This window comes from Lentzea sp. NPDC054927 (assembly GCF_053610285.1).
In genome coordinates this window covers 167,062-181,753 of sequence record NZ_JBSGXZ010000013.1, presented here as the reverse complement: position 1 = coordinate 181,753, position 14,692 = coordinate 167,062, and the positions used below count along the sequence as shown (strand labels likewise).

Sequence of the window (14,692 nt, the reverse complement as noted above, 5' to 3'; positions counted from 1 at the left end):
GCCTGTAGCTCTTCTGGCGTCTGCAAGTACCACCAACACCCCTGTTGGTGGTACTTGCAGACGCCGTTACTGCTCGACGACGCGTGCCGTGGGGCCGTTGGACCAGGTGGCTTCCAAGCGGGAGAGACGGCCGGCGGCGTTGCGGAAGTTCACCACCAGCGGGCCGCCTGGCTGCTCCACGGACACGGACCAGCCGTCGGCGGGTGTGGCCGACAGCGCTTCCACACCCGTTGAGCGGTACCGCACCACCACGTCACCACCTCGCAGGTGGAACGCGTGGACGTAGGAGCCGTCCGACTGCCATTCCCCCTCCTGGAGTTGAGCCGAGGTGGGACGCGCATCCGTACTACTGGGAGGAACCGGAACTGACGAACTGACAACAGGAGGCCTGGTGGACGAGGGCGTGACAGGCGGCGTGCTGATCGGGGGGCCCGCTTCGGGCACCGCAACGCTGATCGACGTGACGGTCGGCATCGGCAGGACACCTGGGCCCGACGTGGCGTCCGCGGCGCCCACACCGGCCACGGGCGTGGGTTCCATGGCCGACCGGATGCCGAACCACGACAGGCCGACGGCCACAGCGGTCACCACCGCCCAGGCGGCGAGGTATCCGATCGACCGTCTCACTGCGGCAATCCTCCTGTAGCGGCTCATGGCATCAGTGCTGCTGGTTGAAGACGACCCGGTGGTGCGGGCGGCGATCACGCGCGCCCTCACCGGCCAGGGCCACATCGTGCACGGTGTCGCGCTCGCGATCGAGGCTTTGCGCGAAGTCACCGCCAACGACTACGACGTCGTGGTGCTCGACCTCGGGCTCCCCGACCTCGACGGCGGTGACGCGCTGCGGATGATCCGAGGCGTCACGAACACCCCCGTGGTGATCGCCACCGCCCGCGACGACGAGGCGGAGATCATCCGCCTGCTCAACGCGGGCGCCGACGACTACCTCGTCAAACCGTTCTCCAGCGAACACCTCGAGGCCCGCCTGCAGGCGGTGCTCAGAAGGGCCAGGGACAGCAAGCAGCTCGTCATCGGCGGCCTGGAGATCGACGTCGACCGCCGCAGGGCCAGTGTGGACGGACGAGAGCTCTCGTTGACGCACAAGGAGTTCGAGCTGCTGTCGTTCCTCGCCGCACGCTCCGGCGAGGTGGTGCCGCGGGCCGACATCCTCGCCAGCCTGTGGCCGTCCACCCGCGACGACCAGACGCTCGACGTCCACCTGTCGTGGTTGCGCCGCAAGCTCGGTGAACGGGCCGCGCAGCCGCGTTACCTGCACACGGTGCGAGGTGTCGGCGTGCGTCTGGTCGCACCGAGATGAGGCGGTCACTGGTGCTGGTCGCTCTCGCGGCGACCAGCATGGTGGCGCTGGCCTTCCTCATCCCACTCGCTCTCGTGGTCAAGAACGCGGCGTACGAGCGCGCACTCGGCGAGGCCGAGAAGCAGGCCAACGCGCTCATCCCGGTGCTGGTGATCTCCCAGAAGCCCACGGACATCCGCCAGGCCATGAGGACCACCCAGTACGGCACGCAGCAGCGGCTCGCCGTGCACATCGCCGTCCCCGCCGGCACCTACGGCACTTCGCACATCACCGCCGCCAACCTCGAGGAGGCGCGAAACCTCGCCAGGGCGTCCACGGTCGAAAGACCCGATGGAATTTCCTATCTCCAGCCGCTGGCCACCAGTGCCAGCGGGGTCGCGATCATCGAGGCGTTCGTTCCGCACGAACAGCTGACCCACGGCGTGATCGGCACGTGGTGGTTGCTGGCAGGGGTCGCGGTCGGGCTCGTCGCCGGATCGGTGTTCGTCGCCGACCGGCTGGGCGCGCGGGCCGTCAAAGCCACGCGCAGGCTCGCCGAAGGGGCCCGCAGGATGGGCCAGGGCGACCTCACCGTCCGCGTGCCGGTCAAGGGCCCGCCGGAGCTCGCAGAGGTCGGCAAGGCTTTCAACGCCATGGCCGAGCGCGTCCGGCACCTGCTCGCCTCCGAACGCGAGGTGGTCGCCGACCTCTCGCACCGCCTCAGAACGCCTCTCACGGCCCTTCTCCTGGACGCGGACACCCTCGGCAGGGGTTCGGGCGCCGACCGCGTCCGAGAGGCCGTCCAGGGCCTCGAGAGGGAGGTCGACGAGATCATCAAGGCGGCCCGTTCTGGTCTGCAGCCCGACAACAGCGGTGCCGACGCGGCGAGCGTCGTGCGCGACCGGCTGGTGTTCTGGTCCGCTCTCGCCGACGACCAGGAACGGCCGTGGACCATCCGCGGGGCCGACCGGCCCGCGCACGTGCCGCTCGCCCGCACCGATCTCACCGCCGCGCTGGACGCCTTGCTGGGCAACGTCTTCCGCTACACCCCGGAGGGCACCCGGTTCGCCGTGACGCTGGTGCACCAGGCCGACCTGGTCGTGCTGGTGGTCGAGGACGCCGGTCCCGGCATCGCGGACACCGAAGAGGCGGTCCGGCGCGGCGCCAGCGGTGGTGGTTCCACCGGGCTGGGGCTCGACATCGCCCGCCGCGCCGCGGAAAGCACTGGTGGCTCTCTCCACGTCGACCGCGGGCCGCTGGGTGGGGCGCGCGTGCAATTGAGGCTCCGGAGGCTCTAGGGATCGCTTCCAGCCCTGGCAGGGGGTGCAGGGCCGGAAAAAGAACACCGCCGGCGGCGTTCGGACCGTGGGATGGGTCCGACGCCGCCGGCGGGCACCAGCCGGCTGCGCGGCACCGCTGCCGCACCACCGAGCTCCGAGCAGGAGGAAGGAACCCGATGAGCAGTGCGCGCTTGCCTTCCCACACCGGTGTAACGAGGTGGATCAGCCGGGGCTCTCGGCGCCGGGTGTGGGGACCGGTGTATTCACCTTGGTCTGTGTGATCGTTTTTCTGATCTGACACGAAGTTAGCCCACGACCTGCCGTCGCCAATCCACCGTTCAGACGATTAATCCGTTTTAAATATATTTAAGTTCGCCCGGTCGGCTGTCCGTGCCTTAAGTCTATTTAAGATAACGTCACTGCCACTCCGCCGCCATCCATCCCCCGAAATGGAAGGCGCCTCATGCTCACTGTGATGGCAGCTACGACTTTGGCACTGTCACTCCTCGTCGCCCCCGAGACGTCCGGCGCCGCGGATGTTCCTCCCGGAAAAATCACCGTCGACGTCGTGACGGTCAACGGTTCGGGTTGCCCAGCGGGAACAGCCGCCGTCGCGGTCTCCGACGACAACACGGCATTCACGGTCACCTACAGCGACTACACGGCTCAGGCCGGTGCCGGTTCGACACCGACGCAGTTCCGCAAGAACTGCCAGCTGAACCTGCGCGTGCACTACCCGCAGGGCTTCACCTTCGGGATCGCGAAGGCCGACTACCGCGGGTTCGCACAATTACCCAGAGGCGCGAAGGGCATGCAGAAGGCGAGCTACTACTTCGCGGGCCAGTCCTCGACGGTGGCGAGCACGCACAACATCAACGGCCCCAAGACCGACAACTGGCAGTTCACCGACTCCACCAACGTCGGGGAGATCGTCTACGCGCCGTGCGGCATGGTGCGGCACCTCAACGTGAACACCGAGGTCCGCGCGTTCACGAACTCCTCGAACCAGCCGGCGTTCGTGTCCATGGACTCGACCGACGGCAGCGTCAACACCCGCTACCAGTTCGCCTGGAAGCGATGCTGAGCGAATTTGATCACTGAGTGCTCCCGGCGCTCTACCCACAGTGAGTGCCGGGGCCTCTTGCCGTGACCCGGACGTGACTTTTGACGGGCGAGTCAACCAGGCCATTGCTTCCCGCGTATACCCATGTAGATTCCCGCACACCGCGACGGCCATTCGGGTGACCGTCGCTGGATCGCGCGCCGCACGCGAACGGAGGCTGCATGCCGGTGAACGCCCAGACTGCCCAGGTCGACGACCTGACACTCATCGCGTTGCCCACCGCGGTGAACTGCGCAGATCTGTTCGTCCGCTTCACGCTCGGTGAATGGCGGCTCCGCAACATGATCGGCGAGTGCTCGGCCGTGGCTTGCGCCCTGGTCGAGGCCGCTATCGAATCCGCTGACCCCAAAACGTCACGACTCATCACACTCCGGCTGCGGCTGAGCGGCGACTACCTGGTGGTCGAGCTCGAGGCGGCCAGGTTCACGATGCCGCCCACCTCACCTGACCTGCGCACCGGCGAGCTGCAACTCGGCAACGGCGTGAAGCTGATCTGGTGCGAGCTCCAGCTGCCGACCGGCGTGAACGCCAACGCCGTGCCACTGCCCCGGCGCGAGAAGCGCCGCTCCCCCGCGGCCGAGGCGCTGGGCGACGAGCCGGACGTCGATCCGGAGCTCATCCAGCGGATCCTGTTCGGTCTCGGCGGCTCGATGGGCAACGGGAACCAGCGCTAAACCGCTTCATCTCGAGTTTCACCCACAAGGGCGCATCCATCTGAGGATGCGCCCTTGTGGTGTTCGGGGGTTCACAGGTGTGGACGCTTCACGAATTGAGTTCCACATCCCAGACGACCAGTACTCCGTTCGAGGCGTGTTACATTCGGCCGAGGCCTGGACCATCAGGTTTCTTAATGCCGTTCTTTCGGTACGGGCGGAAATTGTCCGACGCCCGGCCTGACCCGCCCATTAGTGCGGTAACCGATCCAACACAAATGGTGACAATAGGTCGATGCGCATTCACCTGCGCTAACGACGGGCAATGTTGCTCTGGTTGGCGGACGTTCGTTAACACCCTTTCCGATACGGTCTCGTACCACGCCGCCCGACATGTCCTGCACATTCGGAAAGGTGTCCCATGATTAGCACGTTGGCTGCGGCCGGCTTGGCTCTGTCCACCATCGTCATTCCCCCGGTCGCGGATCCGCCCCCGACGGGCCAGATCACCATCGACGTCGTCACGGTCAACGGCTCCGGCTGCCGCATCGGCACGGCCGCCATCGCCGTCTCCCCGGACAACAAGGCGTTCACGGTCACCTACAGCGACTACCTGGCCCAGGTCGGCCCGCAGGCGAAGCCGACCGATTTCCGGAAGAACTGCCAGCTGAACCTCAAAGTCAACGTGCCGGGCGGGTTCACCTACGGCATCGCACAGGCCGACTACAGAGGATTCGCCCACCTGGAAAAGGGTGCGAAGGGAACACAGAAGGCCAGCTACTACTTCCAGGGAATGTCCGACAACGACCAGCGGTCGAAGACCTGGAGCGGCGCGATGAGCGACAGCTTCCAGGTGACGCACAAGACCGACATCGCGTCCATCATCTACCACCCGTGCGGGGCGAAGCGGAACTTCAACATCAACACCGAGCTGCGCCTGGACAAGGGCACGTCGGATCCGAAGAAGACCAGCTTCATGGCGATGGACTCGACGGACGGCTCGATCGAGACCATCTACCACTTCGCGTGGAAGAAGTGTCCCAAGTAAACGATCCCGAGTAGAGGATCACGAGTAAACGATTAGCAGGCCCTCGCACGGCAAGGCCGAAGCCCCCGCGTCTCCGGGCTTCGGCCTTGTCGTTTCTGCTGGTTCTGCTGTTTTCCTATCAGATGTTCTGGTTCGCGAAGCCCTTGGTCGCAATCTTCGACAGCATTCCCTGCCACACGGAAGTGCTGGTGTGCGGGTCACCCGTCACGCCGAGCGCGGACTTCAGGCCGTTGAAAGCGCTCTGCGTGGCCGGGCCCCAAATACCGTCGATCGCGAGGCCCGAGGCGCGGAAGTTGTTGCAGGTGCCCTGAACGAACTTGGTGTCGGCCTCGGAATCCTTGAGCACCCGCACCGGCATTCCACCGAAATCGGAGTGGATGTGGTCGCGGTGGTCGGCGTTGTACCAGCCGTCGAGCACGTAACGGAATCGGCGGCGGCACACGGCCTCCGTCGCGAGGTAGCGCTTGCGCAGAGCCGCGGTGCCCGACGCGTGGTGCTGGTCGAGCGGCGAGGTGACGTTGCCGTTGGACCAGCGCACGTGGTCGAGGTCCATCGCGGTGCCGGCACCGTGCTGGCCGGGCTTGTCGACGTAGAAACCGGCGGAGACGACGTAGCTGATCGAGCCGTAGCTCGACGAGAGCGAGCGCAGGTCCCGGATCCACGCGACCAGCGCGTTGTAGAACGCGTCGGTGGCCTGCCAGTTGCGCGCGGTCGTGTTGCCGCGGTTGGAGCGCCAGTAGTAGACGGGCGTGCCGTCGATCTTCTGGAACGTCATCATCGCCAGCGCGCCGACCTCGGCGGCCTGGATCTCGGCGTCGGTGTGCTGGTCGTTCGCGGGCCCTTCGGGATGGGCAGGAGCCGCACCGGCGAGGCCCGGCGCGATGGTGGACAGGCCGGCGAGACCGGCGACAGCCGCCGCGCCCGTGACGAAACCGCGCCTGCTGACGTTGTTTTCGAACACCCCAGTTCTCCCTCTGCGTCCTAGCCGGAGCGGACAGGAGGAAGGCCTGTCTCACGAACCGGCGCGAGGCAGTCTAGGGATCATGGCCAGCCCGGGGAATCCGGGCTGACCTGGGGTTTTCCGTTCTCTTTACCGCGCGGTCCTGGCTATCCCACACCACCGAGCACGCGGATCAGGTTCTTCTCGGTGTCGTTGCCGAGCTTCTCCAGCGCGAGCTTCGCGACCGGTGCCCCGAGCTTCGCCAGGCCGTTGAACTCGACGTGGGCGTGGTAGCCGATCCGGGTCGTGCCGGGCGCGGGTCCCGCGGTGATCGAGATGTCGTCGGTGGAGGTGGCGGTGTCGTTGCGGCCGACGAACTGCAGGCCGTGCGCGTCCTCGCGGGTGAGTTCGTAGACCAGCTCGGTCTTGCGGCCGAGGAACGTCGACACGTTGCGCCAGCGCGAACCGACCTCGACCGGCCCCTCGTCGATGCGCGTGCACGTCACCGTGCCCGGATCCCACTGCTCGGCGCGGGAGAAGTCGCGCAGGTACTCGACGACGCCCTCGGGCGGGGACGCGACGGTGAACGCGCGCTCGACGTCGACGCCGGACACGTGCGGCGAGTTGAACGCCTTCGGGGCGAGGTGGATCCGGTACTGCTCGACGAGTTCCGCCTGGCTGCCGGCCCGCTGCAGCAGCCGCTCCAGCCGTTCGGCGTCGACGGCGCCCAGCGCCTGCAGCGCCCGCCACATCGCGGACTTGCCCTCGATGCCGATGCGCAGGGTCTCCAGTTCCAGGACGTCGCTCAGCGGGGAGCGGCCCAGCACCCTGCCGTTGAACTTAAGCCGGCCCGCCTTCTCGGTGAGCCAGCCGATCGCGGCCTTGTGCAGGCGCTGCTCGACACCGAGCTCGGTCATGACGGCGAGCAGCTCCTGACGGTCGGCTTCGATGTCGTCCGAGAGGATGCGCAGTTCAGGGTGGGTGCGGCTGATCCGGCGCGCGAGCTCGGTGCCCGCCATCGCCCCGGCCAGGTGGTCGTTGAGGTAGATGCTCAGCAGCTCCGTGTTCACACCGGGCGGTTACCCCGCGCCGAACCCTACGAACCGGCCGGACCGAGCTGGTAGCCCTGGTTCCACAGCGTCTTGATCACGAGGCCGAGCGGCGAGATCCGCCGTCGCAACCGCATGATGTGCAGGTGCAGGGCGTTGCTGGTGTCGCCGTCCTTGGTGGGCAGGCAGAGCAGCAGGTCCTCGCGCGAGGTCAGCGACCGGAACCGTCTGAGCAGCTCGGCGACCAGAGCGCGTTCGGTGGGCGAGAGCACCACCGAACGCGTGCGGAAGCGCAGGATGCCGGACATGTCCAGCTCCGGCACGGCGTAGCGGGCCGCACGGGCCCGCAACATCGCGATGCGCACGGCGAGGTCCTGGTGCGGCACGGGAGCGCGCACCCAGTCCTCCCGCATGTCCGTCAGGACCGGCGCGGGCACGTTCTTCTCCAGCACCAGCAGGCACAACGTCCCGCTGCGCTGGCACGCTTCCCGGGTCGCCGCGTCCAACGGCCACCGCACCACCTCGACGGGCAGTTGGTTCACCAGGTTCGACATACGTCCACTTCCGTTGGTCCACCACGGAGAGCACCGAGCGTCGTGGCCGCGGCGCTGGCCATCGGGTTCGTGGACGGTAGCCGCGCCTGCTATTTCCGCTCTATCGCATGCATCGGTTCCAGAATGATCGGCTGCGCGCGGCGGCCCGTGACGAGGTTCCACGCCCACTGCGTCAGCACCGCGATCCGGTTGCGCCACCCGACGAGGAACGCGATGTGCACGACCGCCCACGCCGCCTTGCCGATGATCCCCTTGAGCCGCAGCTTCTTGATGTCCGCGACGGCGTCACCAGGCGAGATCGTCGCCATCGTGCCGAGGTCCAGGTACCTGAACGGCTTGGTCTCGCGGCCCTGCAGGCGTGCCTTGATCACGCGGGCGACGTGGTGGCCCTCCTGGAGCGCGGGCTCGGCGATGCCCGGCAGGTCGTTCAGGTTGACCATGTCGCCGATCGCGTAGACGTCGCGGGCGACCGAGCAGTCCGAGGGATTCACCAGAATCCGGCCCTTGCGATCCACGTCGGTCTCCGTCGCCGCCGCCAGCTCGCGGGCCAGCGGCGAGGCCTGCACCCCGGCCGCCCAGATGATCGTCCGTGCCTCGACCCGGTCGCCGTCCTTGGTGGTGAGACCTTCGTCGTCGATCGACTCGACCATGGCGTTGGTCATCACGGTCACGCCGAGCCGTTCCAGCTTGGCTCGGGCGTGCTCGCGCAGTGGTGCGGAGAACGGCGGCAGCACGTGCGGTACGGCGTCCAGCAGCGTGATCCGGATGTCGCGCGGGTCGATCTCGCGGAACTGCCCCTTCAACGCCCTGCGCGCCAGGTCGGCGAGCTGCCCCGCCAGTTCGACGCCGGTCGGTCCGGCCCCGACCACGGCGAACGACAGCCACTGCTTGGGATCGTCCGCGACCACGGCCGTCTCGAACGCCCGCAGCAGCTTCGACCGCAGGTCGACGGCCTGTTCCAGGGTCTTCATCGGCGGCGCCGACTCGGCCCAGTCGTCGTGCCCGAAGTAGCTGTCCCTGGATCCGGCCGCCACGACGAGCGTGTCGTATTCGACGTTGTTCGACGTACCGTCCGGCAGGTCGACGTGGACGCGCTTCGCCTTCGTGTCGAACCCGGTCACCTCGCCCAGCAGCACCCGCGCGTTGCGTTGCTTGCGCAGGATCGCCCGGAACGCCGGTGCGATGTCTCCAGCGGGTAGCAACGCTGTCGCCACCTGGTAGAGCAACGGCTGGAACAGGTGATGGTTGGTGCGGTCGATCAACGTGACCTCGACGTCCGCGCGCTTCAACCCGCGCACGACGCCCAGTCCGCCGAACCCACCGCCGACGACGACTACCCGGTGCTTGCCCATGGATGTCGCATACCCGTTCCACCCGCCGGGTATCCGGCCGCCATGACCACCACCGCTGACCAGTCGCTCTGGCTCGCCGCGCTGCCCACGACGCCGCGCCCGCCGCTGACGGGCGCGCACACCTACGACGTGGCGGTGGTCGGCGGCGGCATCACCGGCCTGACCACCGCGCTGCTGCTCAAGCGCCGCGGCCTTCGGGTCGTGGTGCTGGAAGCCGACCGGGTGGCCTCCGGCGTGTCCGGCAACAACACCGCCAAGGTGACCGCCCTCCAGTCCACTGTGTACTCCCAGATCCGCAGGACCCACGGCCTGGCCGCCGCCACCGACTACGCCGCGGCGTCGCTGGCCGCCGTCGCCCAGGTCGCCGACCTCGTGAAAACCGAAGGCATCTCCTGCGACCTGCGCCGCGCCCCCGCCATGACCTACGCCTACACCGAGGCGGAGGTCAGCGACGTCGACCACGAACTGATCACCGCCCGCCAGGTCGGCCTGCCCGTGCGCGCGAGCACCGACGCCGGCCTGCCGTTCGAGGTGCACGCGGGCGTCCGCCTGGACGACCAGATCGCGCTGCACCCGGTGAAGTACCTGCTGGGTCTCGCCGCCGCGATCGACGGCGACGGCAGTGCGGTCCGCGAACACAGCCGCGTGCTCGACGTGTCCGGCCACCGGGTGTCCACAGCGGACGGACGGGTCGAGGCCGCGAAGATCGTGATCGCCACCCACTACCCGACGCTGGACCGCGGCCTGTACTTCCCCCGCCTGGAACTGACCCGCGCCTACTGCATCGCCGCCCGCGTCGCCGAACCGCCGAACACCCTCGCGATCAGCACCGGCAGCCCGTCCTGGTCCATCGCCGCGCACGGGGACAAGTTGATCCTGGCCGGCCAGAGCCACCCCACCGGCCAGCCGGTCGTCGAGCCGTTCCGCCGCCTCGAGGACTTCGCGCGAAAGCACTGGCAGGTCGAGGAAATCACGCACCGCTGGTCCGCCCAGGACCCGACGTCCTACGACCACCTGCCGATGATCGGCACCTACACCCCGGGCAACGACACGATCTTCACCGCCACCGGTTACATGAAGTGGGGCCTGACCAGCGGCACGTTCGCGGCGTCGATGCTCGCGGACCTCGTCACGGGCAAGCCGAACGACCTGGCCGAACGCTTCAGCCCGCACCGGTTCTCGCTGAAGTCCCTGCCGGAGCTGGTGAAGAAGAACGCCGAGGTGGCCGTGCAGATGGTCGGCGATCGCGTGCTGCCCGCCGACGCCACCTCCAGCGAGAACCTGCCGCGCGGCCACGCGCACGTGATCCGCGACGGCCTGGGCAAGACCGGCGTCTACCGCGACGAGGACGGCGAGCTGCACGCCGTGTCGATGCGCTGCACGCACCTCGGTTGCCTGGTGCGGTTCAACGCGGCCGAACGCAGCTGGGACTGCCCGTGCCACGGTTCGCGCTTCGACGTGGACGGCGAGGTGCTGGAGGGGCCTGCCACCAAGCCCCTCCCCCGCCGTGAACCCCGCTAGCGCCTGGTTCACGGCCTGCCTGCCTGTTGGGTGTAGTTGGAGGCGATTTGATCAAGAGTTGGCGGTACTTGCAGACGTCGATCAGCCGATCGGGATGCGACGCAAGGCGTTAGCTCTTAGCTACCAACGTCAGCACGTCGTACTTGGCGACGGATTCGCCCTTCTGGTTCGCCACGTCCGCGTCCCAGCGCACCTCGCCGTACTCCTGGTCCTCGCGAGGCGTGATCTGCTTGACGGTCAACGTCACCGTCAGCGTGTCACCGGGGAACGTGGGCGTGACGAACCGCAGGTTCTCCAGCCCGTAGTTGGCCAGCACGGGCCCAGGCTCCGGCGAGACGAACAGACCGGCGGCGAACGACACCACCAGGTAGCCGTGCGCGACCCTGCCCCCGAAGAACGGGTTGGCCGCGGCGGCCTCCTCGTCCATGTGCGCGTAGAACGTGTCGCCGGTGAACGACGCGAAGTGCTCGATGTCCTCCAGCGTCACCTCACGCGGGCCGGCCACCACCGTGTCGCCCAATCGCAGCTCCGCCAGCGTCTTGCGGAACGGGTGCACCGAGTCCTCACGACGGGGCGCGCCGGTCACCCAGCGGTTCGTGATGGCGGACAACGCCTTCGGGCTGCCCTGCACGGCCGTGCGCTGCATGTGGTGCAGCACGCCGCGCATGCCGCCCATCTCCTCGCCACCACCGGCCCGGCCGGGACCACCGTGCACCAACATCGGCAACGGCGACCCGTGCCCGGTCGACTCGCCCGCATCTTCGCGGTCGAGCACCAGCAACCGTCCGTGCCACGGCGCCACACCGATCACCACGTCCCGCACGAAGTCGGTGTCCGCCGAGACGATCGACCCGACCAGCGAACCGGCACCCCGAGCCGCCAGCTCGACCGCGTCGTCCACCGAGTCGTACGGCATCAGCGTCGACACCGGCCCGAACGCCTCGACCTCGTGCGGCTGCACGGCATCGGCCGCGGCGCGCAGCAGCATCGGTGACATGAACGCGCCGCGCTCGGCGTCAGCGTCCACAAGAGACAGAGCACCGTCGCCGTAGACGACCGAGGCGTTCTCCTGCAACGCCTTGAGCGACCGGCGAACCTCCTCGCGCTGCTCCAGACCGGCCAGCGCGCCCATCTTCACCGACTTGTCGGCAGGGTTGCCGATGACGACCTCGGCCAGCTTCGCCGCCGTCGCCTCCGCCACCGCGTCCATCAACGAGGCCGGCACCAGCGCACGCCGGATCGCGGTGCACTTCTGTCCGGCCTTGGTGGTCATCTCGGACACCAGCTGACCCACGAACAGGTCGAACTCGGGCGTCCCGGCAACAGCGTCCGGCCCGAGGATCGAGCAGTTCAGCGAGTCGGCCTCGGCGTTGAACCGCACGGACGACCGGATCACGGCCTGGTGCGTGCGCAGGTGCTGGGCGGTGGAGGCGGAGCCGGTGAACCCGACCAGGTCCTGTGGCGTCAGGTGGTCCAGCAGATCGCCCGCCGACCCGCAGACCAGCTGCAGCGACCCCTCCGGCAGCAACCCGGACGCGAGCATCAGCTCGACCATCTTCTCGGTCACGTACGCCGTCTGCGAGGCGGGCTTGATCAGCGACGGCACCCCGGCGATGAACGCGGGCGCGAACTTCTCGAGCGGCCCCCACATGGGGAAGTTGAAGGCGTTGATCTGCACCGCGACACCGCGCAACGGCGTGCAGATGTGCTGGCCGACGAACGTGCCACCGCGCCCCAGCGGCTCCACGGGGCCGTCGACGTAGACCGTGTCGTTCGGCAACTCGCGCTTGGCCTTGGACGCGTATCCGAGCAGCACGCCGAAGCCGCCGTCGATGTCGATCCACGAGTCCGACCTGGTGGCACCCGAGCGCGCGGACAGCGCATACAGCTCGGCCTTGTGCTCCTTCAGGTACAGCCCGAGCGCCTTCAGCAGCTGCGCGCGCTGGTGGAACGTGAGCTCGCGCAACGCGGGGCCGCCCACCGAACGCCCGTAGGCCAGTGCGGCGCCCATGTCGACGCCCGCGGACGAGATCCGGGCGATCTCCTCACCCGTCACGGCGTCGTGCAACGGCGCGCCCTCCACGGAAGGCGTGTGCCATCCACCCGACACGTAGCTGCGCAGCAAGCTCATCGAGCCAACCCTTCTCACGCTGGGCCGGCGGGTCCGCGCCGACCTCGTTCCCGCACGGTAGCAGTGGATAGGATGATCACCATGAAGCTCGGCGCCGCCGTTCCGGTCCTCAACGAGTGGCGGTTCCTGCCCGCGGTCGCGGGCCAGTTGCTCCAGGTCGTGGACCGGCTGGTGGTCCTGCGCGGCACCCGTGCCCAGTCCGGCGCGCCGACCACGCTGACACCGATCCCGCCGCTGGATCCGCGGATCGAGATCGTCGAGCAGGAGTGGCGCAGCGAGCAGGACACGCGCAACGCGGGCCTGGACGCGCTGGCCGACTGCGACTGGGTGCTGTGCCTCGACTCCGACGAGATCCTGCTGGACGCCGACCTCCGCAAGTTGGTGAAACTCTGCGAAGCGGACGAGCACTCGGCGATCAGCGCCCACCTGCTGACCTACTGGAAGACGATCGAGCACCGCGTCGAGCCGCCGGAGAACCTGACCGCCCCGATCGCGGTCCGCCGGGGCGCCCGGTTCACCGGCACGCGGTTCGTCGACGCCGAGCCGCACTTCTCGGACATCTGGCTGCGGCACCTGTCCTACGTGCGCACGGACGCCGAGCTGCGGGAGAAGCTGCGGCTGTTCGGGCACGCCCACGAGATCGTCCCCGACTGGTACGAGAAGGTCTGGCTCGGCTGGGACGCCGACCACGACCTGCTCGACCTGCACCCGACGCGGCCACCGGTCTACCGGCAGGCAGTCCACGACCCCGACGCCGAGCTGCGGCGGGTGCTCGAACGCCACGGCGTCGATCTCAGCGAGTTCAGGGCCTGAACAACGTCTCGCAGTGGTCGGCGAACGCTTGCGCCCGGCGCGTCAGCGGTCCGCCACCGGCCCACCCCAGCACGACCGGGGTGGTCGGCACGGCATCGCGCAACGGCACGGCGACGACCTCCAGCCCCTCGTACGACGAGCTCACGGCAGGCTGCTGCACGGTCATCGAATAGCCGATCCCGCGCGCCACCAGCGACCGGGCGAGCTCGAAGCTGCGGGCCCGGTGGGTCACGACCATCTCGACGCCCGCGGCGGCGAACACCGAGCGGAAGTAGTGCTCGCTCGGGGAGACGTCGAGCAGGATGAACGGGTCGTCCGCCAGTTCGCGCAACGCGACCGCACGACGCCGCCGCAGCCGGTGGCCGGCGGGCAGCAGGACCTTCGGCGCCTGGTCGTACAGCGTGCGGAAGGCGATGCCGGGCAGCAGGTCCTGGTCGTAGAGGAACGCGATCTCGCAGCGTCCGGCGATCAGGTCCTCGCCGATCTCCGGCAGGCTCCCCTCGACGAACCGCACGGACACGTCCGGGTGCGCGCGTTCGAACGTGGCGATCGCCGCGGGCAGGTGGAACGGCGCGATCGGCGCGTAGCAGCCGACCGTCAGCACGCCGCTGATCTGCCGGCTGAGTCCGCGCGCCTCCAGACCCAGGTCGCCCATCGCGCCGATCACCCGGCGGGCGTCGGCCAGGACCTGCGTGCCCGCCGCCGTCAGCGCGGCGCCCCGGCGTGGTGACCTGACGACCAGCCGGAGGTCCAGTGCGCGCTCCAGTTCGCTCAACGCCAGCGAGATGGCCGACTGGGAGACGTGGCACCGGGCGGCGGCGGTGGTCAGCGACCCGGTCTCGGCCACCGCGATCAGGTACTCGAGCTGCCGCAGGGTCACGTTCGGCAGATTCATGAGCTGACCTTATAACTCGTACAAGAAACTTGAGCT

General features: G+C 68.4%; 14 protein-coding genes. 7 read left to right on the top strand and 7 right to left on the bottom strand.

Annotated elements, in window-relative coordinates; genetic code table 11:
• Nucleotides 1-66: 66 nt before the first annotated feature.
• Entirely contained in the window at nucleotides 67-627 is a 561-nt protein-coding gene (locus tag ACWGE0_RS20545) for a hypothetical protein (protein WP_452262485.1), read from the bottom strand.
• A gap of 25 nt (nucleotides 628-652) precedes the next feature.
• Here ACWGE0_RS20545 and ACWGE0_RS20540 point away from each other — a divergent pair, with 25 nt between their 5' ends.
• The 5 genes from ACWGE0_RS20540 to ACWGE0_RS20520 all read left to right on the top strand — a co-directional run bounded on the left by ACWGE0_RS20540 (nucleotide 653) and on the right by ACWGE0_RS20520 (nucleotide 5,401).
• A complete protein-coding gene (locus ACWGE0_RS20540; RefSeq protein WP_452262484.1) occupies nucleotides 653-1,318 on the top strand; it encodes a response regulator transcription factor in 666 nt (221 codons plus the stop codon).
• Nucleotides 1,315-2,595: a HAMP domain-containing protein gene (locus ACWGE0_RS20535; RefSeq protein WP_452262483.1), complete on the top strand. Its 1,281-nt coding sequence runs from the start codon at nucleotides 1,315-1,317 to the stop codon at nucleotides 2,593-2,595. The genes ACWGE0_RS20540 and ACWGE0_RS20535 overlap by 4 nt, the downstream gene beginning before the upstream one ends.
• 445 nt (nucleotides 2,596-3,040) lie before the next feature.
• Nucleotides 3,041-3,661 (top strand): DUF4360 domain-containing protein, encoded by a 621-nt coding sequence (locus ACWGE0_RS20530; RefSeq protein WP_452262482.1) that lies wholly within the window; start codon nucleotides 3,041-3,043, stop codon nucleotides 3,659-3,661.
• Between the two features lie 200 nt (nucleotides 3,662-3,861).
• Nucleotides 3,862-4,374 carry an ATP-binding protein gene (locus ACWGE0_RS20525; protein WP_319963709.1) on the top strand — a complete coding sequence of 171 codons (513 nt, stop codon included), beginning with the start codon at nucleotides 3,862-3,864 and terminating at the stop codon, nucleotides 4,372-4,374.
• Nucleotides 4,375-4,774: 400 nt separating this feature from the next.
• Nucleotides 4,775-5,401: a DUF4360 domain-containing protein gene (locus ACWGE0_RS20520; RefSeq protein WP_452262481.1), complete on the top strand. Its 627-nt coding sequence runs from the start codon at nucleotides 4,775-4,777 to the stop codon at nucleotides 5,399-5,401.
• A gap of 118 nt (nucleotides 5,402-5,519) precedes the next feature.
• On the opposite strand, the gene ACWGE0_RS20515 is transcribed toward ACWGE0_RS20520, so the two are convergent.
• The 4 genes from ACWGE0_RS20515 to ACWGE0_RS20500 form a co-directional block, all read right to left on the bottom strand.
• Nucleotides 5,520-6,362: an extensin family protein gene (locus ACWGE0_RS20515; protein ID WP_452262480.1), complete on the bottom strand. Its 843-nt coding sequence runs from the start codon at nucleotides 6,360-6,362 to the stop codon at nucleotides 5,520-5,522.
• A gap of 146 nt (nucleotides 6,363-6,508) precedes the next feature.
• Nucleotides 6,509-7,411 (bottom strand): SRPBCC family protein, encoded by a 903-nt coding sequence (locus tag ACWGE0_RS20510; RefSeq protein ID WP_452262479.1) that lies wholly within the window; start codon nucleotides 7,409-7,411, stop codon nucleotides 6,509-6,511.
• 26 nt (nucleotides 7,412-7,437) lie between these two features.
• On the bottom strand, nucleotides 7,438-7,944 hold the full coding sequence (locus tag ACWGE0_RS20505; RefSeq protein WP_452262478.1) for a helix-turn-helix domain-containing protein: 507 nt from the start codon (nucleotides 7,942-7,944) through the stop codon (nucleotides 7,438-7,440).
• Nucleotides 7,945-8,033: 89 nt separating this feature from the next.
• Nucleotides 8,034-9,296 (bottom strand): NAD(P)/FAD-dependent oxidoreductase, encoded by a 1,263-nt coding sequence (locus tag ACWGE0_RS20500; RefSeq protein WP_452262477.1) that lies wholly within the window; start codon nucleotides 9,294-9,296, stop codon nucleotides 8,034-8,036.
• A gap of 42 nt (nucleotides 9,297-9,338) precedes the next feature.
• Here ACWGE0_RS20500 and ACWGE0_RS20495 point away from each other — a divergent pair, with 42 nt between their 5' ends.
• Entirely contained in the window at nucleotides 9,339-10,817 is a 1,479-nt protein-coding gene (locus ACWGE0_RS20495) for an FAD-dependent oxidoreductase (RefSeq protein WP_452262476.1), read from the top strand.
• Between the two features lie 109 nt (nucleotides 10,818-10,926).
• On the opposite strand, the gene paaZ is transcribed toward ACWGE0_RS20495, so the two are convergent.
• Nucleotides 10,927-12,948 (bottom strand): phenylacetic acid degradation bifunctional protein PaaZ, encoded by a 2,022-nt coding sequence (gene paaZ / locus ACWGE0_RS20490; protein ID WP_452262475.1) that lies wholly within the window; start codon nucleotides 12,946-12,948, stop codon nucleotides 10,927-10,929.
• An 81-nt stretch (nucleotides 12,949-13,029) separates the two neighbouring features.
• Between paaZ and ACWGE0_RS20485 the strand changes: the two genes are divergently transcribed.
• Nucleotides 13,030-13,761: a glycosyltransferase gene (locus tag ACWGE0_RS20485; RefSeq protein ID WP_452262474.1), complete on the top strand. Its 732-nt coding sequence runs from the start codon at nucleotides 13,030-13,032 to the stop codon at nucleotides 13,759-13,761.
• Here ACWGE0_RS20485 and ACWGE0_RS20480 read toward each other — a convergent pair.
• Entirely contained in the window at nucleotides 13,751-14,656 is a 906-nt protein-coding gene (locus tag ACWGE0_RS20480; protein ID WP_452262473.1) for a LysR family transcriptional regulator, read from the bottom strand. The two genes, ACWGE0_RS20485 and ACWGE0_RS20480, sit on opposite strands and share 11 nt — an antisense overlap.
• Nucleotides 14,657-14,692: the final 36 nt, after the last annotated feature.